The sequence below is a fragment of the Mucilaginibacter sp. L196 genome (genome assembly GCF_009765905.1).
Taxonomy (GTDB): domain Bacteria; phylum Bacteroidota; class Bacteroidia; order Sphingobacteriales; family Sphingobacteriaceae; genus Mucilaginibacter.
Genome location: NZ_LMUO01000019.1, coordinates 246,109 through 264,363, shown reverse-complemented (window position 1 = coordinate 264,363; position 18,255 = coordinate 246,109). Strand labels below are relative to the sequence as shown.

Sequence of the window (18,255 nt, the reverse complement as noted above, 5' to 3'; positions counted from 1 at the left end):
AGCTTTAAAAGCTTCGTAAGTCTTAATGTCATTACGAGGTACGAAGCAATGACATAGAGAATAATATCCATGATCGATAATAAAAACAAAGTTGCAGTAATATTCGGCGTCAGAAATGATAGCTCCATTGCTTATGATGTGGCTTTAAAGCTTAGTCAGTCGGGTTGTAAAGTAGCGCTAAGCTATGTTGCCGATACCAAGGATGACGTTTTATATCTGATGGATAAAATGGGCATGGAGGCCCAATACGCCGCCGAGGTTGATGTACGCAACGAGGAGCAGATCAAAACTTTCCTGCAAACCGTATATGATGGCTTAGGCCCCATTGATTACTTGTTGCATGGCGTAGCATTCGGCAACCAGGCGGTGATGTGTTACACCATCCCCGGCAGTAAAGAAGTTGCTTCTTCTTATATCGATATCCCTTTTGAGGATTTCATGGACTCCTTTAATATCAGTGCCTACTCGTTATTAAGAGTAGCCAGAGTTGCTGAAAAACTATTGGCACCTAACGCATCTATATTAACGCTTACTTACAATGCATCGCAAAGGGTATTCCCGCAATATGCAGGTATGGCCATTAATAAAGCTGCTTTAGAAAACATCATGATGTACCTAGCAAGTTACTTTAGAGATAAAAAAGTACGCGTTAATGCAATCTCAGCAGGCTTGGTGATGACCACTTCCTCGGGTGTGATATTTGGTGTTCGTAAGCTACGCAAGATGGGTAAATTTACCGCTCCGTTGGGTAATATTGAGGCTGGTGATGTGGGTGATACGGCGTTATATTACTTCTCCGATCTATCCAAAAAAGTTACAGGTAATATCCATTATGTTGATGGCGGATTTAATATTATGGGCCTTGCAGTAGATGGAGAATAAGCTATTACAATCGATCAAAGATTTAGCTCTCGACCAAAAATTCGCAGTCGGCAACGACCTTGTTTTCCTGCCTGATTTTACCGCATCGTTCAACGATCTCTTCAAAAAGAAGATCTACACCCAAGAAGAAATCGCTTATTGCGATCAGTTTGATGATGCAATGCTTAGGTACGCATCAACCTGGGCAGCAAAGGAAGCAGTTTACAAAGCAATTAAGCAAATAGACGCGTCTTCCATCCCATTCAAAAAAATAGAGATCCTGCGCGAAAAACCGCAAGGCCGTCCGCATGTTATCTTACACAAAAAGCCAAACAAGTTCAATATCAGCTTAACAATATCCCACGACGGGGAGTATATTTGGGCTTTGGCATTAATAGAAATCAACCCATAACACGCATTGACCGACCATTACTTTGAAAACGACCTGGTTAAACTCCATTACTACAAATTTGGTAAGGGGGCACAAATCATGCTATGTTTTCACGGTTATGGTATGCATGGTAAACAGTTTTTAAAGCTGGAGCATGCCTTAGGTGAAAAATATACTTTTATTGGGTTCGACCTTTTTTTTCATAAAGAGACTAAGCTACATCAGCAAAGTCTTGCTGACATCAAACAGCCCATCACTAAACAGGATTTCGGCAAACTTATAGTTGAATTTTGTACGCATGAGCAGATAGACCGTTTTTCCCTATTGGGCTATTCCATGGGTTCGCATTATGCCACTGCTGTAGTAGAAGAATTAGGAGACCGGGTTGATGAATACATCATCTCTGCACCCTCCAGTATTGAACCGGGAAAACTGGTTCGTTTTTTTGTGAAGAATAAAATGGGTAACAGGATATTGGAAAAACTCACCCAAAGCCAGAAAGCATTAATTAACATGCTAAACGTAAGCAAATGGTTGGGTTTGGTTGATGATGTAGGCCGTAACATTTTATACAAAGAGATCGATACGCCCGAACTGCGCTTTAATTTTTATGCCTGCTTCACCTATCTGCGTTTGCTGGAAACCGATGAGGATAAATTAATACAAACTTTAACTGGGCAAAACATCAGGAGCATATTTATATTTGGCAAACGCGATATTATGTATCCGCCTAAAATTGGCAAAGCATTCTTCGCGAAGCTAAAAAAAGCTGAAGTTGTAATTCTGGACCAGGATCATGAAATGATCGGCGAGGAATTCATTGCAGCATTATCCGGTTTATTATTATGATTATTAAAGCGAAACCATTACCACACTTTCTTTTCAGGATACTGGGACTGATTGCCGCTGCCGTATTCCGTACACGTACAAAACGGTTGGAAATTAATGCCGTAAAGTTAAAACCCGGTCACTCCTATATACTCATGTGCAACCATTTTAGTTTTTGGGATGGCTTTTGGGCTTTTTATGTATGTAACAGGGTTTTTCTGAATAAGGGTATGAAGAAGCTTTATATCATGTCGGTAAAAAAGCAGATGGAGAAGAACAAATGGATGCGTTACATGGGCAGTTTCTCTATTGAACCGGGTAAAAGATCAATCAAGGAAAGCTTTGATTACGCTGCCGAGGTTTTATCTGAACCCGGAAACCTGCTGTTATTTTATCCGCAAGGAAACCTGGAAACATGCTACATCCGTTACATTAAATTTGATGAGGGTTTGTATGAAATCGTCCCACAAATAAAGGGCGACTGTCAACTAATCTGGTCTACTACCATGGTTGAATACTTCGAGAGTTTAAATCCAACCATCACCACTACCATGCTGGATTGTGGCACCAACCACGATTTTGATTTCGAAGCCTTGAAGCTAAAAGTGAATCATTTTCACATCAAAACCATCGAAAACAATATCCGCTTTACCGATGAACCGATCAAGTACGATCTTTAACGGTGCATTCTTTCTAATCCTTCTTTAGCCTGCGTATCAATACTGTTTTGGTATTCATGATGCTTCATGGATAAGGCCTGGTTATAGTAATTAGCCGCAAGGTTATAATCCTTAATATACTCGTAAATATTACCAATGCACAATGCCGCATTCGCCGCGAAATAGTAATTTGATGATCGCCCAATATTGATCGCTTTGGTGTAACTCGCAATAGCCTCATTATATTTATTCAGCATCTGGTATACACGGCCCAGGCGGTAGTTTAATTCTATCTTATCACGCAGTAGTTTTAAGTCTGCTTCTTTTTTGTCTTGCAGTTCCGCAAGGGCTTTGGTATAATAGCCGCCATCGAAGTAAAACCTGGCTCTTAGTAAATCATTATCCGGTCTCGCATCGTTCGCTTCTTTAAGTGCCTGCTGATCTTTCTCATCAACAGTATATCCTCTGCTTCGTACCAGTTTTAGGTAATAGTTATACTTTGCCTCATCATTCCTTAATAAATAATAATAAGCTATTTTAAGGTAGGAGTCTTTTATATAATTTACGCCCTTATATTCACTGATGTATTTTAAAAAGTAGGTGTATGAATCCGTATCCATACGGCACAACTTTGCGCAGCCTAGCAAATAATCAGCAATAGGTAACTCAACGTATTGGCTCGATTTGGGTAAGGCTTGCAAATTGGCAATAGCATCATCATTATGCCCGGTTTTAGCGGCCACATAGCCCTGCAAATAAATGCGAAGCATGCTTTTACTATCCAAATCACTTAGGTAAGCCGTAAGCTTGGCATAATTATCCTTTTTATGTAATACATCGGTATTCATGTAGCATAAAAAGAAAACGATCTCCTCTTTGTAAAAACCATACCGGGTTCCTTGCACCTGGGTGCGGAGTTTCTCAAGCTCTCCAACACCAGCTTCAATATTACCGCCCATTCCTAAAAAGCGGGCTACACTTTTTAAGTTCGATGGCAAAGCGCCAAAAACTACGTTTATCAACGCCAAACATTTTTGATTCGGTAAAAAATCGGGGTATTTAGCAGCATTATCCTCCAGAAGACTCCGGGCTTTTTTCAGATCGCTTGCGGACGACATATAATCGCCAAACTTTCCTTTGATCAAGCCCCATTGTAAGTAAACCTCCGCTTGCGAATAAAGATAATAGGGTGAGTTTTCCTCATTAGCTTCCAGTGCATCCAGCCTACTCGATTTAAGATCAATCAACCGTTTATAATCTGCCTTGCTATCAGAAGCCAAAAGACTCATATAGTCAACATAATTATCCAATAAAATGGAAATTCCGTTTTGCGGGCTCTGTTGTTTTTCCTGTTGGATAAGTGCACAGGCATCATTCAATCTCAATTCAAAAACGGCCTTATAAGCCTGCATGCAACGTGCATCAAAAACATAATTGGCGCTTGCCGTTAACCGGCAGCTTAAAAGAGCTATAATTAATAGAATATGCTTGTAATTCATCAAGTTTCAGTCCAGACGGTGCCTTGCTTTTAGTGAAGATAATAATTTATTTTGCCATGTTATATTTTACCAAAGCGATAGGCGAGACTTATGGCCGCCCATTGGTCGCCAAGCGCGGTACTTTTAACCTCCCTGGTTTTAATAAACGCGACATAGCTAGCCGACCATCTTGCTGAGGCATACTCCAACCCTATTTGCTGGATATAAACAATATGGTATATGCCAAAAGTTGGCCCTGTTTCATGCGTAAATAATCCGCCTTCTATAGTTGCGTTATAAGCGACATAACTAAACTGTGGTTCGGTAAAAAGATAGAACTCATGTTTCTGCGGCCCCTTATCAACACTTGATACCCGGCTATTGGTTATTTCCGAATCAAAAAACTTGCCTAAGTTTCCTAATCGCAATTGCATACCTGCATCTACATAGGTAAAGGTATTACCCAGTTGCGCATCAGGATCCATTGATACATCAAACCAACCGCCATCGTTGCGGTATAAAAGCTTTTTGTAATCTAAGTTAAGATTAAGACCCAACTCACTTTTTTGTATGCCGTATTTATACCAGGGTCCAACCGGGTATAATTTAAAAAATTTGTGAAACCAGGTTTGTATAGGTTCCCCTAATGAGTTTGGCCCGATGGTTCCTAATTGAGCGGTAAATTTAAAAGCACTTTCATCTTTATACAACCAATTAAACGCAACACTTCCAAACAAGTAGCCGGTAAATGGCCTGTCGAATAAACTAGGTTTATAGATATGCGCTGTGCTGGGGTTATACAATTGTTGACCCAACTGGTACTCCACTATCTTTTTTACCAGGTTACCAGTATCTGCGTGGCGAGTAGCGTGAGTGAAAGTTAATATAGTGCCATCGGTATAATACCTGTCGTGGTTAGGGTTAATGTATTGGTCGTTATCGGCCTCAATAGTAAATTGATTTCTATACTCCTGTGCATGCAGGGTTTCAAAACTTAAAAAACTAAATAACAAAATTAAAAGAACACGTAGGGGTTTCATCATCTGTAAATATTGTGCAATTATAATCAAACTATAATATTCAATAGTGGTAATTTGTTTTAGCCAACCGGCATATTTACAAAATGATGAAATACCTCGTATTTATTTTACCCAATTACAGGGTTTTAACAGATAGTACTAAAGGCCTTCCGTTCCATTTAAAATCAATTTCCTTATCGCCATTGGCATTAACCGCTATAGCATAAGCGGTTTTATTTGAGAATGATACGGACTCAAATTGCTCGTCCGCGATAATTAATTTAAAGTTTTTTGTTCTGCTGATAAGATGCTTCGGCGCAATAGTTATAGTATGCGTTTTACCCTTTCCGCTGGTTGTAAAATTAACAAGATCGCATTTGCCATTTTTCAACGAGTTGGGATCTTTACCATCATCATAAAACCATTGCGATGTTGTGGTAGCCGATGATTTACCCATGTAATATTTCAATATAATTGATTTACCATCGTACTGCTCGGTATAGGTATAAGAGCCTGCCATTGGGATGATGCTTCCTGCTTTAACAAACAAAGGCAGGCTATCGATAGGCGCGTAAACATCGGCTGAGTCTTTATACGATTTATGGTCGTTAAACCCTATCCACTCCCCTTTCGGGAATAATACCTTTTTAGTGGTTTGCCCTTTTACAATAACCGGCGCAACGAGCATTTCATCCCCCCATAAATATTCATCATTAATATTGGATAGACGTTGATCTTCCGGCTCAAAATAATTTACTCCCAATACTAATGGCCTGCCTGTAGTAGTATTTTTATAAGCCAGTGTATAATTATAAGGTAACATCGCATACCTGAGCTTAATAAATTTTGTTACCCGCAAACGAGTGGTATCATCCCAATAAATAGGTTCAGGCGAATAATGTACCGCTCCTGCGTGGGTACGCATTACCGGGGTAAATGCGGCAAACTCCAGCCAGCGCGAATATAATTCCGGGTCTTTATTTGGCTTGTCATCTCCACTCGTAAATCCGCCTGCATCTGAGTGCATATAGCCCACACCATTTAAGCCCATGCTGATAATAATAGGGATTTGTGCTTTCAACCCCGCGAACGAACGGTCAATATCGCCCGACCATGGGAAGGTGGAATATCGCTGCATCCCCGCAAAGCCCGACCGTGGCAATAACAAAATCCTGCTCTCCGGGAAATCTTTCCGGTATCCATCAAAAGCAAATTTGGCCCAGGTTAAAGCATAGGCATTGTGTACCTGTTTATTAGTGCCCGCGGTATAAACCAAACTATCGCTATTTACCTCCGGTTCACCCAGGTCAAACCACCAGCCTGCTGTGCCTTCTTTTATGCGTGCCTTGTAAAAATTCCAGTAAAATTGTTGTGCCGATGGTTTAAAAACATCCAACAAACTTGAAGGCCCTGCCCAAAATTTCTCGAAAAAATAAGGAGAGCCCTTTTTAGTAATATCAGTCGCGAATAAATGTTGATCTACAGCCGATTTATAATTTTCTGATTTCTTGGTGATATAAGTTTCGCTGATGGTAACCACTTTAATATGGTTCTTCAACAAATTAGCCAGCATACGTTTAGGATCAGGGAAACTATCAGGTGCCCAGTTATAGTTACCCATAAACTCAGCCGCTTTGTACCAGTACAAATCGAAAACTACCGCGTCAATCGGTATGCCTGCTGCACGGGTTTTATTTACTACATTAGTAATCTCGCGCTCCGATTTATAGCCATATCTTGATGAAATATATCCCATCGACCAGCGAGGTGGCAATGGCTGGCGGCCCGTTAAAAATGTATAATTCTTCAATATCGCATCCATATTTTGTCCACCCACAAAATAAAAGCTAACCAAACCCGATGTTGTTTTGTAGCCTAACACTTTAGCATCCATTTTACAAACATCAAAACTACTTTCGGCTGCGTTATCCAGATACAAACCATAGCCACGGTTCGATACCATAAAAGGAATAGAAATATTGATATCCGTTTGCCCGAATGAATAGTCGTAATGTGCCTGGTTGTTATTTTGCAATACGGTACCTCGTCTGTTCAGATAAATAGCTTTTGACCCACCACCATAGAAGGCCTCTTTACCATCAGATTTAAAACTAACAGCAGAACTATCTCCTGTTTTGGCATAGTTGAATGCTTTGGACAATAAATGATTTTGATTATCAATAAAACTAACCGACAGATCTCCTTTATCAACCAGCACTTTTAAAGCTGAAGTTTTGATACCCGCAAAGCTCTTACCATTTATATAAACCGCCTTAACGCCGGTTGGCTCCCCAACGGTTGAATAGCTTTTTACAACATCGCTCAGTTGATGTTTATAGGTAACATTAATTACATCGGCAGTATAAGGCGTTATTTCGATATACCCATTTTTCGTATTGATTATCAGATTCTTGCCATTGTATGTACTACTTATGAAATCGTTCCCGGTCTGAGCGAAAGAAAAAGTCGGTGCAAGCACTGATAAAGTAAGCAACACCAACATGCTGCGAGTAATTATTTTAATAGGTAGATGAGCTGATATCATAACTATAGACGGTAATATTAAATGTTCAAACTGTTGGTTTATATTTTAACAACGAAGAAACAAATGTATTATAAGATTTTTGAAGATCAATATTTAATGGTCTGCAATTTTAATTTCATGTCATCAATCTGTGAAATCAAAAACTAAAATCGGCTAATCCATTCAATAATATTAATTTTGCGGCATGAGTAATGTAAAAGTAGGTTTAGTGCAAATGAGCTGTACTGCCAACAAAGAGCAGAATTTACAAAAAGCAGTAAGCAAAGTACGCGAAGCCGCCCAACAAGGTGCCCAAATAGTTTGCTTACAGGAGCTATTTACCTCGCTATATTTTTGCGACGAGGAAAATTACGACAACTTTGCTTTAGCCGAAGCTATCCCCGGCCCTTCAACTGATACACTTTCATCCTTAGCTGCCGAACTGAATGTGGTGATCATCGCATCATTATTTGAAAAACGCGCTAAAGGTGTATACCATAACACAACTGCTGTTTTAGATGCCGACGGTGCTTACCTAGGCAAGTACCGTAAAATGCATATACCGGATGATCCCGGTTTTTATGAGAAATTTTACTTCACCCCCGGCGATTTAGGCTATAAGGTCTTCAAAACCAAATATGCCACCATTGGTGTGCTAATCTGCTGGGACCAATGGTACCCCGAAGCTGCCCGTATCACTGCTTTAATGGGTGCCGAAATATTATTCTACCCAACCGCTATAGGCTGGGCAACCACGCAAGACGAAGCCACCAATAAAGAGCAATACGACGCATGGCAAACCATACAACGTTCACACGCTGTTGCCAATGGCGTACACGTGGTAAGTGTAAATCGTGTAGGTCACGAAGCCGGTGTTGATTTTTGGGGTGGATCATTTGTAGCCAATCCGTTCGGCAAATTGTTGTATCAGGCATCACATGACAATGAAGAAATCATCATACAAGATCTTGACCTTAACAAATCTGATTACTATCGTAGTCACTGGCCGTTTTTACGGGACAGAAGGATTGATTCATATCAGCCGATAACAAAACGTTTAATAGACGAAGATTAAATTTGTCTGAACCTTGATTCGCTTGATTTTTTGATTTCCTGATTTCTTTAAAATGAAGTATAAAGAGCTTACTGAAAAAATTATTGGCTGCGCTATGAAAGTTCATGGCACTTTAGGCAACGGTTTTCAGGAAGTTATTTATCAACGAGCATTAGAAATTGAATTCAGAAAAGCTGGTTTAAGTTATGCCAGAGAAATGGAAATGACCATATTCTATGATGGCGAAGACATCGGAACAAGACGGGTAGACTTTTTTGTTGAAGACGTGGTAATGGTTGAATTAAAAGCATTAATATCCTTAGAAGAAGTTCACTTAGCACAAGCCATGAACTACGTTGAAGCTTATAAAATGGAAATAGGGTTGCTAATTAATTTCGGTTCAAAAAGTCTCCAATTCAAACGAGTTCACAACAACAAACAGTTTAATCTATAATCAAGAAATCCCTGAATCAAACAAATCATGGTTCAGACAGTATACAAAATCAAGCAATCCTCAAATCAAGCAAATCATGGTTCAGACTCCACCTAAAGGCTTTTCCTTCCCTGCCGAATGGGCACCACACACCGCCACCTGGCTTAGCTGGCCGCACAAGGAAGAATCATGGCCGGGCAAAATCGACAAGATTTATAGCCGCTATGCGGAATTCATAAAGGTAGTAGCCGAAGGTGAGTTAGTGCGCATCAATGTTAAGGATGAGCAAATGGCAGCTTTTGCCAAGAAGCAATTGATTGCGGTTGGTGCAGACTTGAGCAAGATTGAGTTTTATGAGTTCCCAACCAATGATGCCTGGTGCCGCGACCACGGACCCGCGTTTTTGATCAATTCTGAAACAAAAGAAAAGGTAATTGTAGATTGGAATTACAACGCATGGGGTAACAAATATCCGCCCTATGATCTGGATGATGTGATCCCAACCAAAATAGGTGAACATTTTGGAATCCCCGTATTTAACCCGGGTATTGTGATGGAAGGTGGTTCAGTTGATTTTAACGGAAAAGGAACTATCCTGACTACAACTGCTTGTTTACTAAACGAGAATCGCAACCCGCATCTCACGAAAGAACAAATAGAGGATTACCTAAAAAACTATTATGGTGCCGAACAAATCCTTTGGTTAGGCGATGGTATAATAGGTGATGACACCGATGGCCACATTGATGATATTACTCGCTTTATAAACGAAGATACCGTGGTTACCGTAGTTGAAGAAGATCCAAACGACGAGAACTACCACATCCTACAAGAAAACCTGGAAACACTTAAAACCATGCGTCTGCTAAATGACAAGCCATTAAATATAGTGGAGCTGCCAATGCCAACGCCGCTTATTTATGAGGGTCAGCGCTTACCGGCATCTTATGCTAATTTTTACATTGCCAATGCAGTCGTTGTAGTACCAACTTTCCGTTGCGATAACGATGCAAGGGCACTTGAGATCCTGCAAAAATGTTTTCCGGACAGAAAAGTAGTAGGCATTGATTCTACCGATATTATTTGGGGATTAGGCAGTTTTCATTGTTTAAGTCAGCAGGAACCGGCGGTGTAATTATTCAGTAACGTAGTACCAGGGAATATTTAAAAGTCCCGGTTTTAAATTAACATTCACTGTTGAACCTACAGTTGCATTGTCGTAGAATGATTCTGAAACTGTAATATTCTCCGACGAATAACCATCTCTCCATTCGTTAATGATAATGTGATATGAGGTCGATTTACCATGTGTAACATAATGGTCAATCACTTTTACAGTATATACCTTAGGTTTTGCCTGATCAAAATCACAATTAATTGCCGAAGCTGCTCCAAAACCATAAGCTACAGCAAATATCAAGGCAAAACATGCCTGAGCTAAAAGATTCTCTTTCGACTTTTTTATCGTTACAAAAAACACAATACTAAAAGCACCAATTGCGGCCAACGCCGCAGGTAACCATAAATTATCGAAATTTAAAAATTTGGTGTTTATTAAAGATTGTACTACCAGTGCAAATGCGGGGAGTAAAAGGCCTATAAAAATTGATAGGTAAGCACTATTCTTTTTTGCAAATAACCTTATCAGTCCATTACTGTAAACCATCATCGCTATTCCCACTAATGGGTATACCAATAATACAACACACAAAATGCGGTTATCAGTATGAAGGTAAGTCACAAGGAAAAACAATAGTAAACCTGCCATAGAGTACCATACGGTATACTTTCTATTATTATTGTATTTTATTTCCCTGTCTTCCTGTGTAACACCCAAACTTGAATCTTTTAATATTTCCGATTTTGCCGCCTCAAATTCTTCTTTATTCAAGTCTTTAAAATTTTCATTTAGCCAGTTTATAAATCCTTTTTTATCACCTATGCTTATGGCATCTTTTATTGACAATTTAGAGGCATGCTCATCAAAAGGATAAATAAAGATTGCCTTCTCTCCAATTCTAAATCCTTTAATATCCTTAATAACAATTTCATTACTCCCCCATACATTTATGCGTTTAATACTATAGTCTGTTATTACTATCTTTCTTTTTATAAGGTTTATAATAATCAACACTGCTCCTATAATCCCTAATAGCGGGACTATAATCAATGACGGATTACTACCATAATCGCCATTTTTACTTGATAAGGGCACAAATACGGTAAAGGCAACTAAACCAACAGCCAGTATGCCGTAAAATATTTTATAACCGGTAGATGTTGTGTATTCGTATTCCATATGATAAGTTTAATCACCCCTAAAATATAATTTATCTCTCAATTACCAACATCCAATCCTTTCCCCACAAACTTTTTCACCGACTTCTCTACCCCTTTCACCGACTTCTTCAATCACACCACCTATATACCATAGGGCGGCGTATGTTATCGCTGTACATTTGATCTATCATTTAAAACATAAATATCATGGATAGTCAACTTAACAACACCCAACATAAATACAATAAAAATACAATAGCTGGTTTCGCCCTGCTATTTATCGGCTTAGCAATTTTAACTAAGCATATTGGTTTCTTTTTATTCCCACACTTTCTTTTTAGCTGGCCGATGATCATGATAATTGTCGGTTTAGCCATCGGTGCAAAGCATAATTTCAAAAAATCAAACTGGATTTTAATAACAGGCATTGGTGTTCTGTTTTTATTGCCTAATATTATACCTTCGTTAGGTGTAGCTGCGCTATGGCCATTAGTATTGGTTGCAGTTGGTGTAAACATGCTTGCCAGGCACGACCAAAAATGGAACGGCCAGAAATGGGAAAAACGCAGCGACACTGAATTTCACAGGTTTGACAACAATATTTAATAAGATATAGATCATGAGTATCGATATAGAAAATCAAAATCAAAAAAGCCCGGGCAACGGAAAAGTACTGGTAGGGTTGCTGTTGCTGATTTTGGGTATAGGGTTTCTGTTTCAACAATTAGATTTCTTTTTTATCCCTAACTGGTTATTCTCCTGGCCGTCATGGCTTATTATATGGGGTCTTTACGCAGGTGCAAGGCACAACTTCCGCAATTCAGGTTGGTTTATAATGGTGCTTATTGGCTTGGTATTTTTATCAGATGATATATTTCCGGGCCATAATATGCATCATTTAATATGGCCGTTAGCAATTATAGCATTTGGCATATGGCTAATCACCAAACGTAACCAAAGTTTTAATCAGGAAAAATGGGGACGAAAATGGGACGAAAAATGGGCCAGGAAACAAGGCTATAATCAACCTTTCGAACCTATAATTACCCCAGTAACGCCTGTTGAACCGGTTACTGCCGAAAATGCAGGCACCCAAAGTTCAAGTACAACAATACCACCGGTTGGCGGCAGTTCAAGTTCAACCAACCAGGGCGCTTATAGGGGCGATGATTACCTGGATGCTGTATCTATTTTTGGCGGGGTTAAAAAAACTATCCTCTCCAAAAACTTCAAGGGCGGCGAAATTGTAAACGTATTCGGTGGTGCCGAACTGGATTTTACGCAGGCTGATATACAGGGCCGTGTAGTGATTGACATTACCCAAATATTTGGCGGCACTAAAATTATCGTACCATCAAACTGGCAGGTAGTGTCAGATCTGGCTGCTGTTTTTGCCAGTGTGGACGACAAGCGTATTAACAGGGGCGTACTCGACAATGACAAGATATTAGTATTGAAAGGCGTATCTATTTTCGCTGGGGTTGATGTTCGCAGTTATTAATTACTGATAAAAGAAACAAAGTTTTGGTTACACCACAATTATCACCATCTAAACTCTACAGTTTGTTCGTAGCCTGCGGCCTTATATGGGCCGGGCTACTAACTTACATTGTACATAGTTTTGGTTTTATTTGGTACATAGCCTTAACCGATGGTATTGTAAATTCCATATTGCTTGCCGCTGCCTGCTGGCTTATCAATAATAACCTGCGCTATTACCAACCGGGCAAAGGCAGTTATATGAATTTGCTGATGTGGTGCATGGTTCTTGCAGGCATTTGTACCGCTGGCTTTCGCGGGATTATCCCCTACCTCAGCTCCAGTCAGGCGTACATGAATTTTATAGCCAACTCCTTAACCATACGTTTTTGTACTAACTTTCTAGCCATAGGTTGGATGGCGATGATCAGTATGCTTTGGTATTCGCAACTGGATCACAAGGAAACCGAAAAACGCCGCTCCGAAGCTGAAAAACTGGCCCGCGATGCGGAGTTATACAACTTACGTCAACAATTACAACCGCACTTTTTATTTAATAGCCTAAACTCCATTAACGCACTGATAGGTTTTAAGCCTGATGAAGCCCGAAGGATGATTCATCAACTATCCGACTTTTTACGCGGAACATTGAAAAAGGACGACCAGCTTTTAGTGCCTTTAAGCGATGAGTTACAGCATTTGAATTTGTATCTAGATATTGAAAAAGTAAGGTTCGGCCACCGATTAGATACGGAGATCAGTTGCGACAAGCATTGCGGCGAAGCCCTGCTCCCATCCATGCTATTACAGCCTTTGGTGGAGAATGCCATTAAATTCGGATTATACGATACCACAGAAAAAGTAACTGTAAGCATCCGCGGTGAAATTGACGGCAATAACCTGGTGGTAATGGTGCAAAACCCTTACGACCCACAAACATCCCGCCCAAAAGGAACAGGCTTTGGCTTACGTGGTGTGCAACGCCGATTATATTTATTGTTTGCGAGAAACGATTTGATGGAAACACATCAAAATGATAATATATTTACAACCATTATTAAAATTCCGCAGGTAATATGAAACGCGCCTTAGTTATTGACGACGAACCATTAGCACGCATGGTAGTGCTGGAATATTTGCAGCAATTCACCGATCAGATTGAGGTTCTGCAGGAATGCAACGATGGTTTCGAGGGACTAAAGGCCATCCAACAGCACCAACCCGACCTGATATTCTTGGACGTACAAATGCCCAAAATAAACGGCTTCGAAATGCTGGAACTGGTGGAGCAATCCCCTTCGGTAATATTCACTACCGCGTTTGACGAATATGCCATCAAAGCATTCGAAGCCCATGCGGTTGATTACCTTTTAAAACCATTCAGCAAGGACCGTTTCAACAAAGCCATCGAAAAATACCTGGCGCAATCACCAACCCCTGCCCAACAAACCAAAAAAACAGAAGAACTACTGGATGCCGTGGCCTCATCCCCTGCCCAGCATGAGCGTATCGTAGTAAAAACCGGCACCAAGGTAAAGATCATCCCGGTTCAGGATGTACAGTATTTGCAGGCCGATGACGACTACGTAAGCGTTTTCACCCAGGAAGGCTCCTACCTCAAAAACAAAACCATGAACTTCTTCGAGCAAATGCTCGACCCACGCTATTTTGTACGCGTACACCGCTCCTACATAATCGCCATCCAACAAATCACCCGCATCGACCCATACGAAAAAGACAGCCACCTCGCCATCCTAAAATCCGGCGCCAAAATACCCGTTAGCAAATCAGGCTATGTGAAGCTGAAAGGGGTTTTGGGGATATAATTATATTCCCCACCATGTCATTGCGAGCGATAGCGCGGCAAACTCGTAGCATGGTTAGCATTTATAAAGTAAATTATCTATACCTAAGCTATAATGCAAATTGAATATCAAAACAGTAAAAAGGATTTTGTCGATTACTTTAAAACGATCTTGAAAGAGCGATTTAAAAAATCAATTCTTTTCATGTTATTGATGTTAGCATTTTTGCTGTATTTTCTTTATGATAGCAAATACAATTGGTATGTATCTTTAATTATAATCGCTGTCATTTTGATTTTCATATCTACATTTTCATATTTCCTCCCGTTATGGAAATTCACTAATAAGATAGATCAATCCATAAAAACCAAACCAAACTATGCCGAACCGAGAATAGTAACTCTTACAGATGATGGAATAAAAACTGAAGGAAAGACATCAGGGACATCAATATTAAGAACATGGGATGACATAATATCTATAAAACTAACTGACCAATTTATATTTATTTCTACCAAAAGCAAAGAAGGCCTACTCCTTTCGGAAAGATGGTTTTCCTCTAAAAATGAAGTTTCTGAGTTTATAAATTCAGTTCAATCAAAAATCAATATTGGCACTCCCAATTTTTTCATCAATAAATCACATCGTTCAATTAAGTCAATTAAGCCTCGATATCTAATTGGGATTCTATGTTTAATTCCATTAGTTGGAGCATTAATAGGCTTTGGTATGATTATGTTTGGAATTTTTCAATACAGGGATAAATGGGTGATATTTATTGGAGCAATTGGAATTTTAGTTACTGTATATTTTATTAAAAGCAATGATCTTCATAGTAAGAGCTCCATAAAAAACTTTGCAGCTGGTGACAAGTATGAATTGAATGATCTTGTGAAACAAATAGAGTTTTACAAGCTACAAAATGGAGTATACCCTGATAGTTTAAAACAAATAGATGTAAAGGGAGAAATGGTAATTATAAATGATCCAATATTATCTTTAAGTGAATGCAAAAACACTCTTTTCAACTACCACAGAATAGGAAAGAAATACACATTATTTTCATCTGGAATTGATACAATCCCCAACTCCGCCGATGACATTTATCCCTCGTTAAAAATCGACACCAGTAAAATCGGCTTAATAATTAACAGAAAGTAACTCAATCACAATCCTTCACCACTTCCCAATAAACCGTCCCTATAAAAATATTGTTTTTGATGGCTACCTTGGCCTTAACATTTTCCAGTTCTTCTTTTACTTTATCTTCAGCCCGGTCGCAATTTAGGGTGTGGTAGTGTATCACGTACCCGGTTTCGCTGTTGATGAATTTGTATTGTTTTTCAGCAGGTTTCATTTCATGAAAGCTTATAAAAATGAAACAGTTATAGCTGTAAATGGTTTGCTATTCAAAAAATAACCATGCGTTAAAATTCCCCTCTTGAGAGTGGGCGCGAAAGGCAGTATGGCAGCAGGGGTGTGTTAACGAAGCGACTCACCCCATTGTCATTGCGAGGAACGAAGCAATCGCACGGAGAAAAGCGGTCTTGCAAACTCGCGATTGCTTCGTTCCTCGCAATGACATTCACATATTACCCTCTTTCCACCGCAAGTGAAGGGGCAACCAACATACTGACAAAACACTGTCACCACCTCCAACCCACTAATTCCGTAACTTAGTACTCAATCTTACTTAAAAAATATCATCACAAAAGTACCTGCCATAATTAGCGTTGCCGCAACAATAGTTTTAGTCGTCAGCGGCTCACCCAAAAATATAGCAGCCAAAACAATGGCTATGGCAACACTCAACTTATCAACCGGTGCCACTTGTGATACCTCGCCCAATTGCAGGGCTTTAAAGTAACATATCCACGAGAAACCAGTCGCACAACCCGACAATATCAAAAATATCCAGTTAACTTTAGTTAAACTACCAATACCATTTTGCGACCCTTTATAGAAAACCAACAGCCACGCCAGCACTAAAATAATCACGGTACGAATGCCCGTAGCAAGGTCAGTATCAACACCTTTAATGCCTATTTTAGCAAAAATCGCGGTCAGCGCCGCAAACAAGGCCGACAGTAATGCATATATCCACCACATAAAATTTATATTAAGTTTAAAGCTATACATTTCAACTTCAGAATAAATACATATTTAAATTATATTTTTAACCGATCAAATCGCATATATTTATTGTTAATGAAATGGTTTTTCAGCATTTTAATATGTCTATTCTCTTATTCAATAGCCCAGGCACAAACTTATTCGCTTGAGCATTACCTGCAATTGGCACATACCAACAGCCCGCTGTTAAAAGATCTGCAAAATCAAATCGCATCCAATCAAATCGATAGTTTACGCTTGCGTGCAGGCTTAAAGCCACAGGTAAATATAAATAGTGGTGGCCTATATGCCCCGGTAGTAAATGGCTACGGCTACTCCGAAGCGATCACCAACGAGCACACGCTTAACGGCCTGATGCAGGTGAGCAAAACCATTGTAGGCCGGGAAAACATCAACACCCAGGTACAAACCATCACCCTGCAAACGCTGTCGTTAAACAATCAATCCAAAATATCTGAGCAAGATCTTAAGAAAGCCATCACTACCCAATACATCACAGCCTACGGCGATTTACAGCAATACAAATTCACCCAGGATGTAGTAAAATTATTAAGCACCGAAGAGGATTTGTTAAAAAAGCTAACCCGCTCAAACGTATACCGCCAAAGCGATTACCTGACTTTTCTAGTAACGCTAAAACAACAGGAATTAGCCTTAACCCAGGCACGTTTGCTATATAAGAACGACTTTGCTACGCTTAACTATTTAGCAGGCGTTGCCGATACCAGCATCCGCGATCTGGACGAACCTGCATTACAACGCAATATCAAACCGGATGTAACCAGCAGCATCTATTTTCAGCAGTATAAACTAGATAGTTTAAAGCTCATCAACAGTAAACAACTGATAGATTATGCCTATAAGCCAAAACTAAACGTGCTTGCCGATGGCGGTTACAATAGCGATTTTATGGGGCAGGCATGGAAAAACTTTGGCTTGAGTGCGGGCTTTGGTTTGGTGATACCCATTTATGATGGCGGCCAACGAAAGCTGCAATACCGGAAGCTATCCTTACAGGAAGAAACCCGTCAAAACTATAAAGCATTTTTTGATGTCCAGTATCATCAGCAGATAGCGCAGCTTAACCAGCAGATAACCGAGAACGAAACGCTCATCGCCCAAATAAAAGATCAAACCAAATACACCGAGAGTTTAATTAAGGTAGATATGCAGCTGATGCAAACCGGCGATCTGCATATTTCCGACCTGGTGTTGGCCATAAACAATTATCTAACCATAAAAAACCTGATGACCCAAACCGTTATCAGCCGACTGCAATTGATAAACCAGTTGAATTATTGGAATAAATAA

Annotated in this window: 19 protein-coding genes; 13 read left to right on the top strand and 6 right to left on the bottom strand. The window is 39.7% G+C overall.

The genetic code is table 11. The features are described 5' to 3' along the window. The first annotated feature begins 69 nt into the window (after window positions 1-69). Genes GSQ74_RS17660 through GSQ74_RS17645 form a run of 4 tightly spaced genes read left to right on the top strand, consistent with a single transcriptional unit; the run spans window position 70 to window position 2,760 of the window. Entirely contained in the window at window positions 70-882 is an 813-nt protein-coding gene (locus GSQ74_RS17660; protein ID WP_158995546.1) for an enoyl-ACP reductase, read from the top strand. Beyond that, entirely contained in the window at window positions 872-1,273 is a 402-nt protein-coding gene (locus tag GSQ74_RS17655) for a holo-ACP synthase (RefSeq protein WP_158995545.1), read from the top strand. The genes GSQ74_RS17660 and GSQ74_RS17655 overlap by 11 nt, the downstream gene beginning before the upstream one ends. 6 nt (window positions 1,274-1,279) lie before the next feature. Continuing rightward, on the top strand, window positions 1,280-2,101 hold the full coding sequence (locus GSQ74_RS17650; RefSeq protein ID WP_158995544.1) for an alpha/beta fold hydrolase: 822 nt from the start codon (window positions 1,280-1,282) through the stop codon (window positions 2,099-2,101). Next, window positions 2,098-2,760: a 1-acyl-sn-glycerol-3-phosphate acyltransferase gene (locus GSQ74_RS17645; protein ID WP_158995543.1), complete on the top strand. Its 663-nt coding sequence runs from the start codon at window positions 2,098-2,100 to the stop codon at window positions 2,758-2,760. The genes GSQ74_RS17650 and GSQ74_RS17645 overlap by 4 nt, the downstream gene beginning before the upstream one ends. Here GSQ74_RS17645 and GSQ74_RS17640 read toward each other — a convergent pair. The 3 genes from GSQ74_RS17640 to GSQ74_RS17630 all read right to left on the bottom strand — a co-directional run bounded on the left by GSQ74_RS17640 (window position 2,757) and on the right by GSQ74_RS17630 (window position 7,781). After that, on the bottom strand, window positions 2,757-4,238 hold the full coding sequence (locus tag GSQ74_RS17640) for a lipopolysaccharide assembly protein LapB (RefSeq protein WP_158995542.1): 1,482 nt from the start codon (window positions 4,236-4,238) through the stop codon (window positions 2,757-2,759). The two genes, GSQ74_RS17645 and GSQ74_RS17640, sit on opposite strands and share 4 nt — an antisense overlap. A 59-nt stretch (window positions 4,239-4,297) precedes the next feature. Next, window positions 4,298-5,260, bottom strand: a complete 963-nt coding sequence (locus tag GSQ74_RS17635) for a lipid A deacylase LpxR family protein (RefSeq protein WP_158995541.1) — start codon at window positions 5,258-5,260, stop codon at window positions 4,298-4,300. A 112-nt stretch (window positions 5,261-5,372) separates the two neighbouring features. After that, complete coding sequence (locus tag GSQ74_RS17630; RefSeq protein ID WP_158995540.1) at window positions 5,373-7,781, bottom strand: TIM-barrel domain-containing protein; 2,409 nt, start codon at window positions 7,779-7,781, stop codon at window positions 5,373-5,375. 184 nt (window positions 7,782-7,965) lie between these two features. On the opposite strand from GSQ74_RS17630, the gene GSQ74_RS17625 reads away from it, so the two are divergent. From GSQ74_RS17625 to GSQ74_RS17615, 3 genes are all read left to right on the top strand, one after another. After that, window positions 7,966-8,835 (top strand): carbon-nitrogen hydrolase, encoded by an 870-nt coding sequence (locus GSQ74_RS17625; protein WP_158995539.1) that lies wholly within the window; start codon window positions 7,966-7,968, stop codon window positions 8,833-8,835. A 52-nt stretch (window positions 8,836-8,887) separates the two neighbouring features. Beyond that, a complete protein-coding gene (locus tag GSQ74_RS17620) occupies window positions 8,888-9,268 on the top strand; it encodes a GxxExxY protein (protein ID WP_158995538.1) in 381 nt (126 codons plus the stop codon). Window positions 9,269-9,344: 76 nt separating this feature from the next. Beyond that, window positions 9,345-10,382 (top strand): agmatine/peptidylarginine deiminase, encoded by a 1,038-nt coding sequence (locus tag GSQ74_RS17615; protein ID WP_158995537.1) that lies wholly within the window; start codon window positions 9,345-9,347, stop codon window positions 10,380-10,382. On the opposite strand, the gene GSQ74_RS17610 is transcribed toward GSQ74_RS17615, so the two are convergent. Continuing rightward, window positions 10,383-11,546 (bottom strand): hypothetical protein, encoded by a 1,164-nt coding sequence (locus tag GSQ74_RS17610; protein ID WP_158995536.1) that lies wholly within the window; start codon window positions 11,544-11,546, stop codon window positions 10,383-10,385. Window positions 11,547-11,734: 188 nt separating this feature from the next. On the opposite strand from GSQ74_RS17610, the gene GSQ74_RS17605 reads away from it, so the two are divergent. From GSQ74_RS17605 to GSQ74_RS17585, 5 genes are all read left to right on the top strand, one after another. Further along, entirely contained in the window at window positions 11,735-12,133 is a 399-nt protein-coding gene (locus tag GSQ74_RS17605) for a hypothetical protein (protein ID WP_158995535.1), read from the top strand. Window positions 12,134-12,146: 13 nt separating this feature from the next. Further along, window positions 12,147-13,028, top strand: coding sequence for a LiaF domain-containing protein (locus GSQ74_RS17600; protein ID WP_158995534.1), 882 nt, complete (start codon window positions 12,147-12,149; stop codon window positions 13,026-13,028). A 23-nt stretch (window positions 13,029-13,051) separates the two neighbouring features. After that, window positions 13,052-14,086: a sensor histidine kinase gene (locus tag GSQ74_RS17595; RefSeq protein ID WP_254060914.1), complete on the top strand. Its 1,035-nt coding sequence runs from the start codon at window positions 13,052-13,054 to the stop codon at window positions 14,084-14,086. Beyond that, window positions 14,083-14,832 (top strand): LytTR family DNA-binding domain-containing protein, encoded by a 750-nt coding sequence (locus GSQ74_RS17590; protein WP_158995533.1) that lies wholly within the window; start codon window positions 14,083-14,085, stop codon window positions 14,830-14,832. Before GSQ74_RS17595 ends, GSQ74_RS17590 begins: the two co-directional genes overlap by 4 nt. Window positions 14,833-14,925: 93 nt before the next feature. Then, a complete protein-coding gene (locus tag GSQ74_RS17585; RefSeq protein WP_158995532.1) occupies window positions 14,926-15,972 on the top strand; it encodes a YcxB family protein in 1,047 nt (348 codons plus the stop codon). A gap of 1 nt (window position 15,973) precedes the next feature. On the opposite strand, the gene GSQ74_RS17580 is transcribed toward GSQ74_RS17585, so the two are convergent. Continuing rightward, window positions 15,974-16,168 (bottom strand): hypothetical protein, encoded by a 195-nt coding sequence (locus tag GSQ74_RS17580; protein WP_158995531.1) that lies wholly within the window; start codon window positions 16,166-16,168, stop codon window positions 15,974-15,976. 332 nt (window positions 16,169-16,500) lie between these two features. Further along, the gene (locus tag GSQ74_RS17575) at window positions 16,501-16,920 is read right to left on the bottom strand and encodes an EamA family transporter (RefSeq protein WP_158995530.1); all 420 of its coding nucleotides are present in this window, start codon (window positions 16,918-16,920) and stop codon (window positions 16,501-16,503) included. A 99-nt stretch (window positions 16,921-17,019) separates the two neighbouring features. Between GSQ74_RS17575 and GSQ74_RS17570 the strand changes: the two genes are divergently transcribed. Beyond that, on the top strand, window positions 17,020-18,255 hold the full coding sequence (locus GSQ74_RS17570; RefSeq protein WP_158995529.1) for a TolC family protein: 1,236 nt from the start codon (window positions 17,020-17,022) through the stop codon (window positions 18,253-18,255).

Coding starts and splice junctions, on each gene's coding strand:
- GSQ74_RS17660 (WP_158995546.1), top strand. CDS start 70: ATGATCGATAATAAAAACAAAGTTGCAGTAATATTCGGCGTCAGAAAT.
- GSQ74_RS17655 (WP_158995545.1), top strand. CDS start 872: ATGGAGAATAAGCTATTACAATCGATCAAAGATTTAGCTCTCGACCAA.
- GSQ74_RS17645 (WP_158995543.1), top strand. CDS start 2,098: ATGATTATTAAAGCGAAACCATTACCACACTTTCTTTTCAGGATACTG.
- GSQ74_RS17640 (WP_158995542.1), bottom strand. CDS start 4,238: ATGAATTACAAGCATATTCTATTAATTATAGCTCTTTTAAGCTGCCGG.
- GSQ74_RS17635 (WP_158995541.1), bottom strand. CDS start 5,260: ATGATGAAACCCCTACGTGTTCTTTTAATTTTGTTATTTAGTTTTTTA.
- GSQ74_RS17630 (WP_158995540.1), bottom strand. CDS start 7,781: ATGATATCAGCTCATCTACCTATTAAAATAATTACTCGCAGCATGTTG.
- GSQ74_RS17625 (WP_158995539.1), top strand. CDS start 7,966: ATGAGTAATGTAAAAGTAGGTTTAGTGCAAATGAGCTGTACTGCCAAC.
- GSQ74_RS17620 (WP_158995538.1), top strand. CDS start 8,888: ATGAAGTATAAAGAGCTTACTGAAAAAATTATTGGCTGCGCTATGAAA.
- GSQ74_RS17615 (WP_158995537.1), top strand. CDS start 9,345: ATGGTTCAGACTCCACCTAAAGGCTTTTCCTTCCCTGCCGAATGGGCA.
- GSQ74_RS17610 (WP_158995536.1), bottom strand. CDS start 11,546: ATGGAATACGAATACACAACATCTACCGGTTATAAAATATTTTACGGC.
- GSQ74_RS17605 (WP_158995535.1), top strand. CDS start 11,735: ATGGATAGTCAACTTAACAACACCCAACATAAATACAATAAAAATACA.
- GSQ74_RS17600 (WP_158995534.1), top strand. CDS start 12,147: ATGAGTATCGATATAGAAAATCAAAATCAAAAAAGCCCGGGCAACGGA.
- GSQ74_RS17590 (WP_158995533.1), top strand. CDS start 14,083: ATGAAACGCGCCTTAGTTATTGACGACGAACCATTAGCACGCATGGTA.
- GSQ74_RS17585 (WP_158995532.1), top strand. CDS start 14,926: ATGCAAATTGAATATCAAAACAGTAAAAAGGATTTTGTCGATTACTTT.
- GSQ74_RS17580 (WP_158995531.1), bottom strand. CDS start 16,168: ATGAAACCTGCTGAAAAACAATACAAATTCATCAACAGCGAAACCGGG.
- GSQ74_RS17575 (WP_158995530.1), bottom strand. CDS start 16,920: ATGTGGTGGATATATGCATTACTGTCGGCCTTGTTTGCGGCGCTGACC.
- GSQ74_RS17570 (WP_158995529.1), top strand. CDS start 17,020: ATGAAATGGTTTTTCAGCATTTTAATATGTCTATTCTCTTATTCAATA.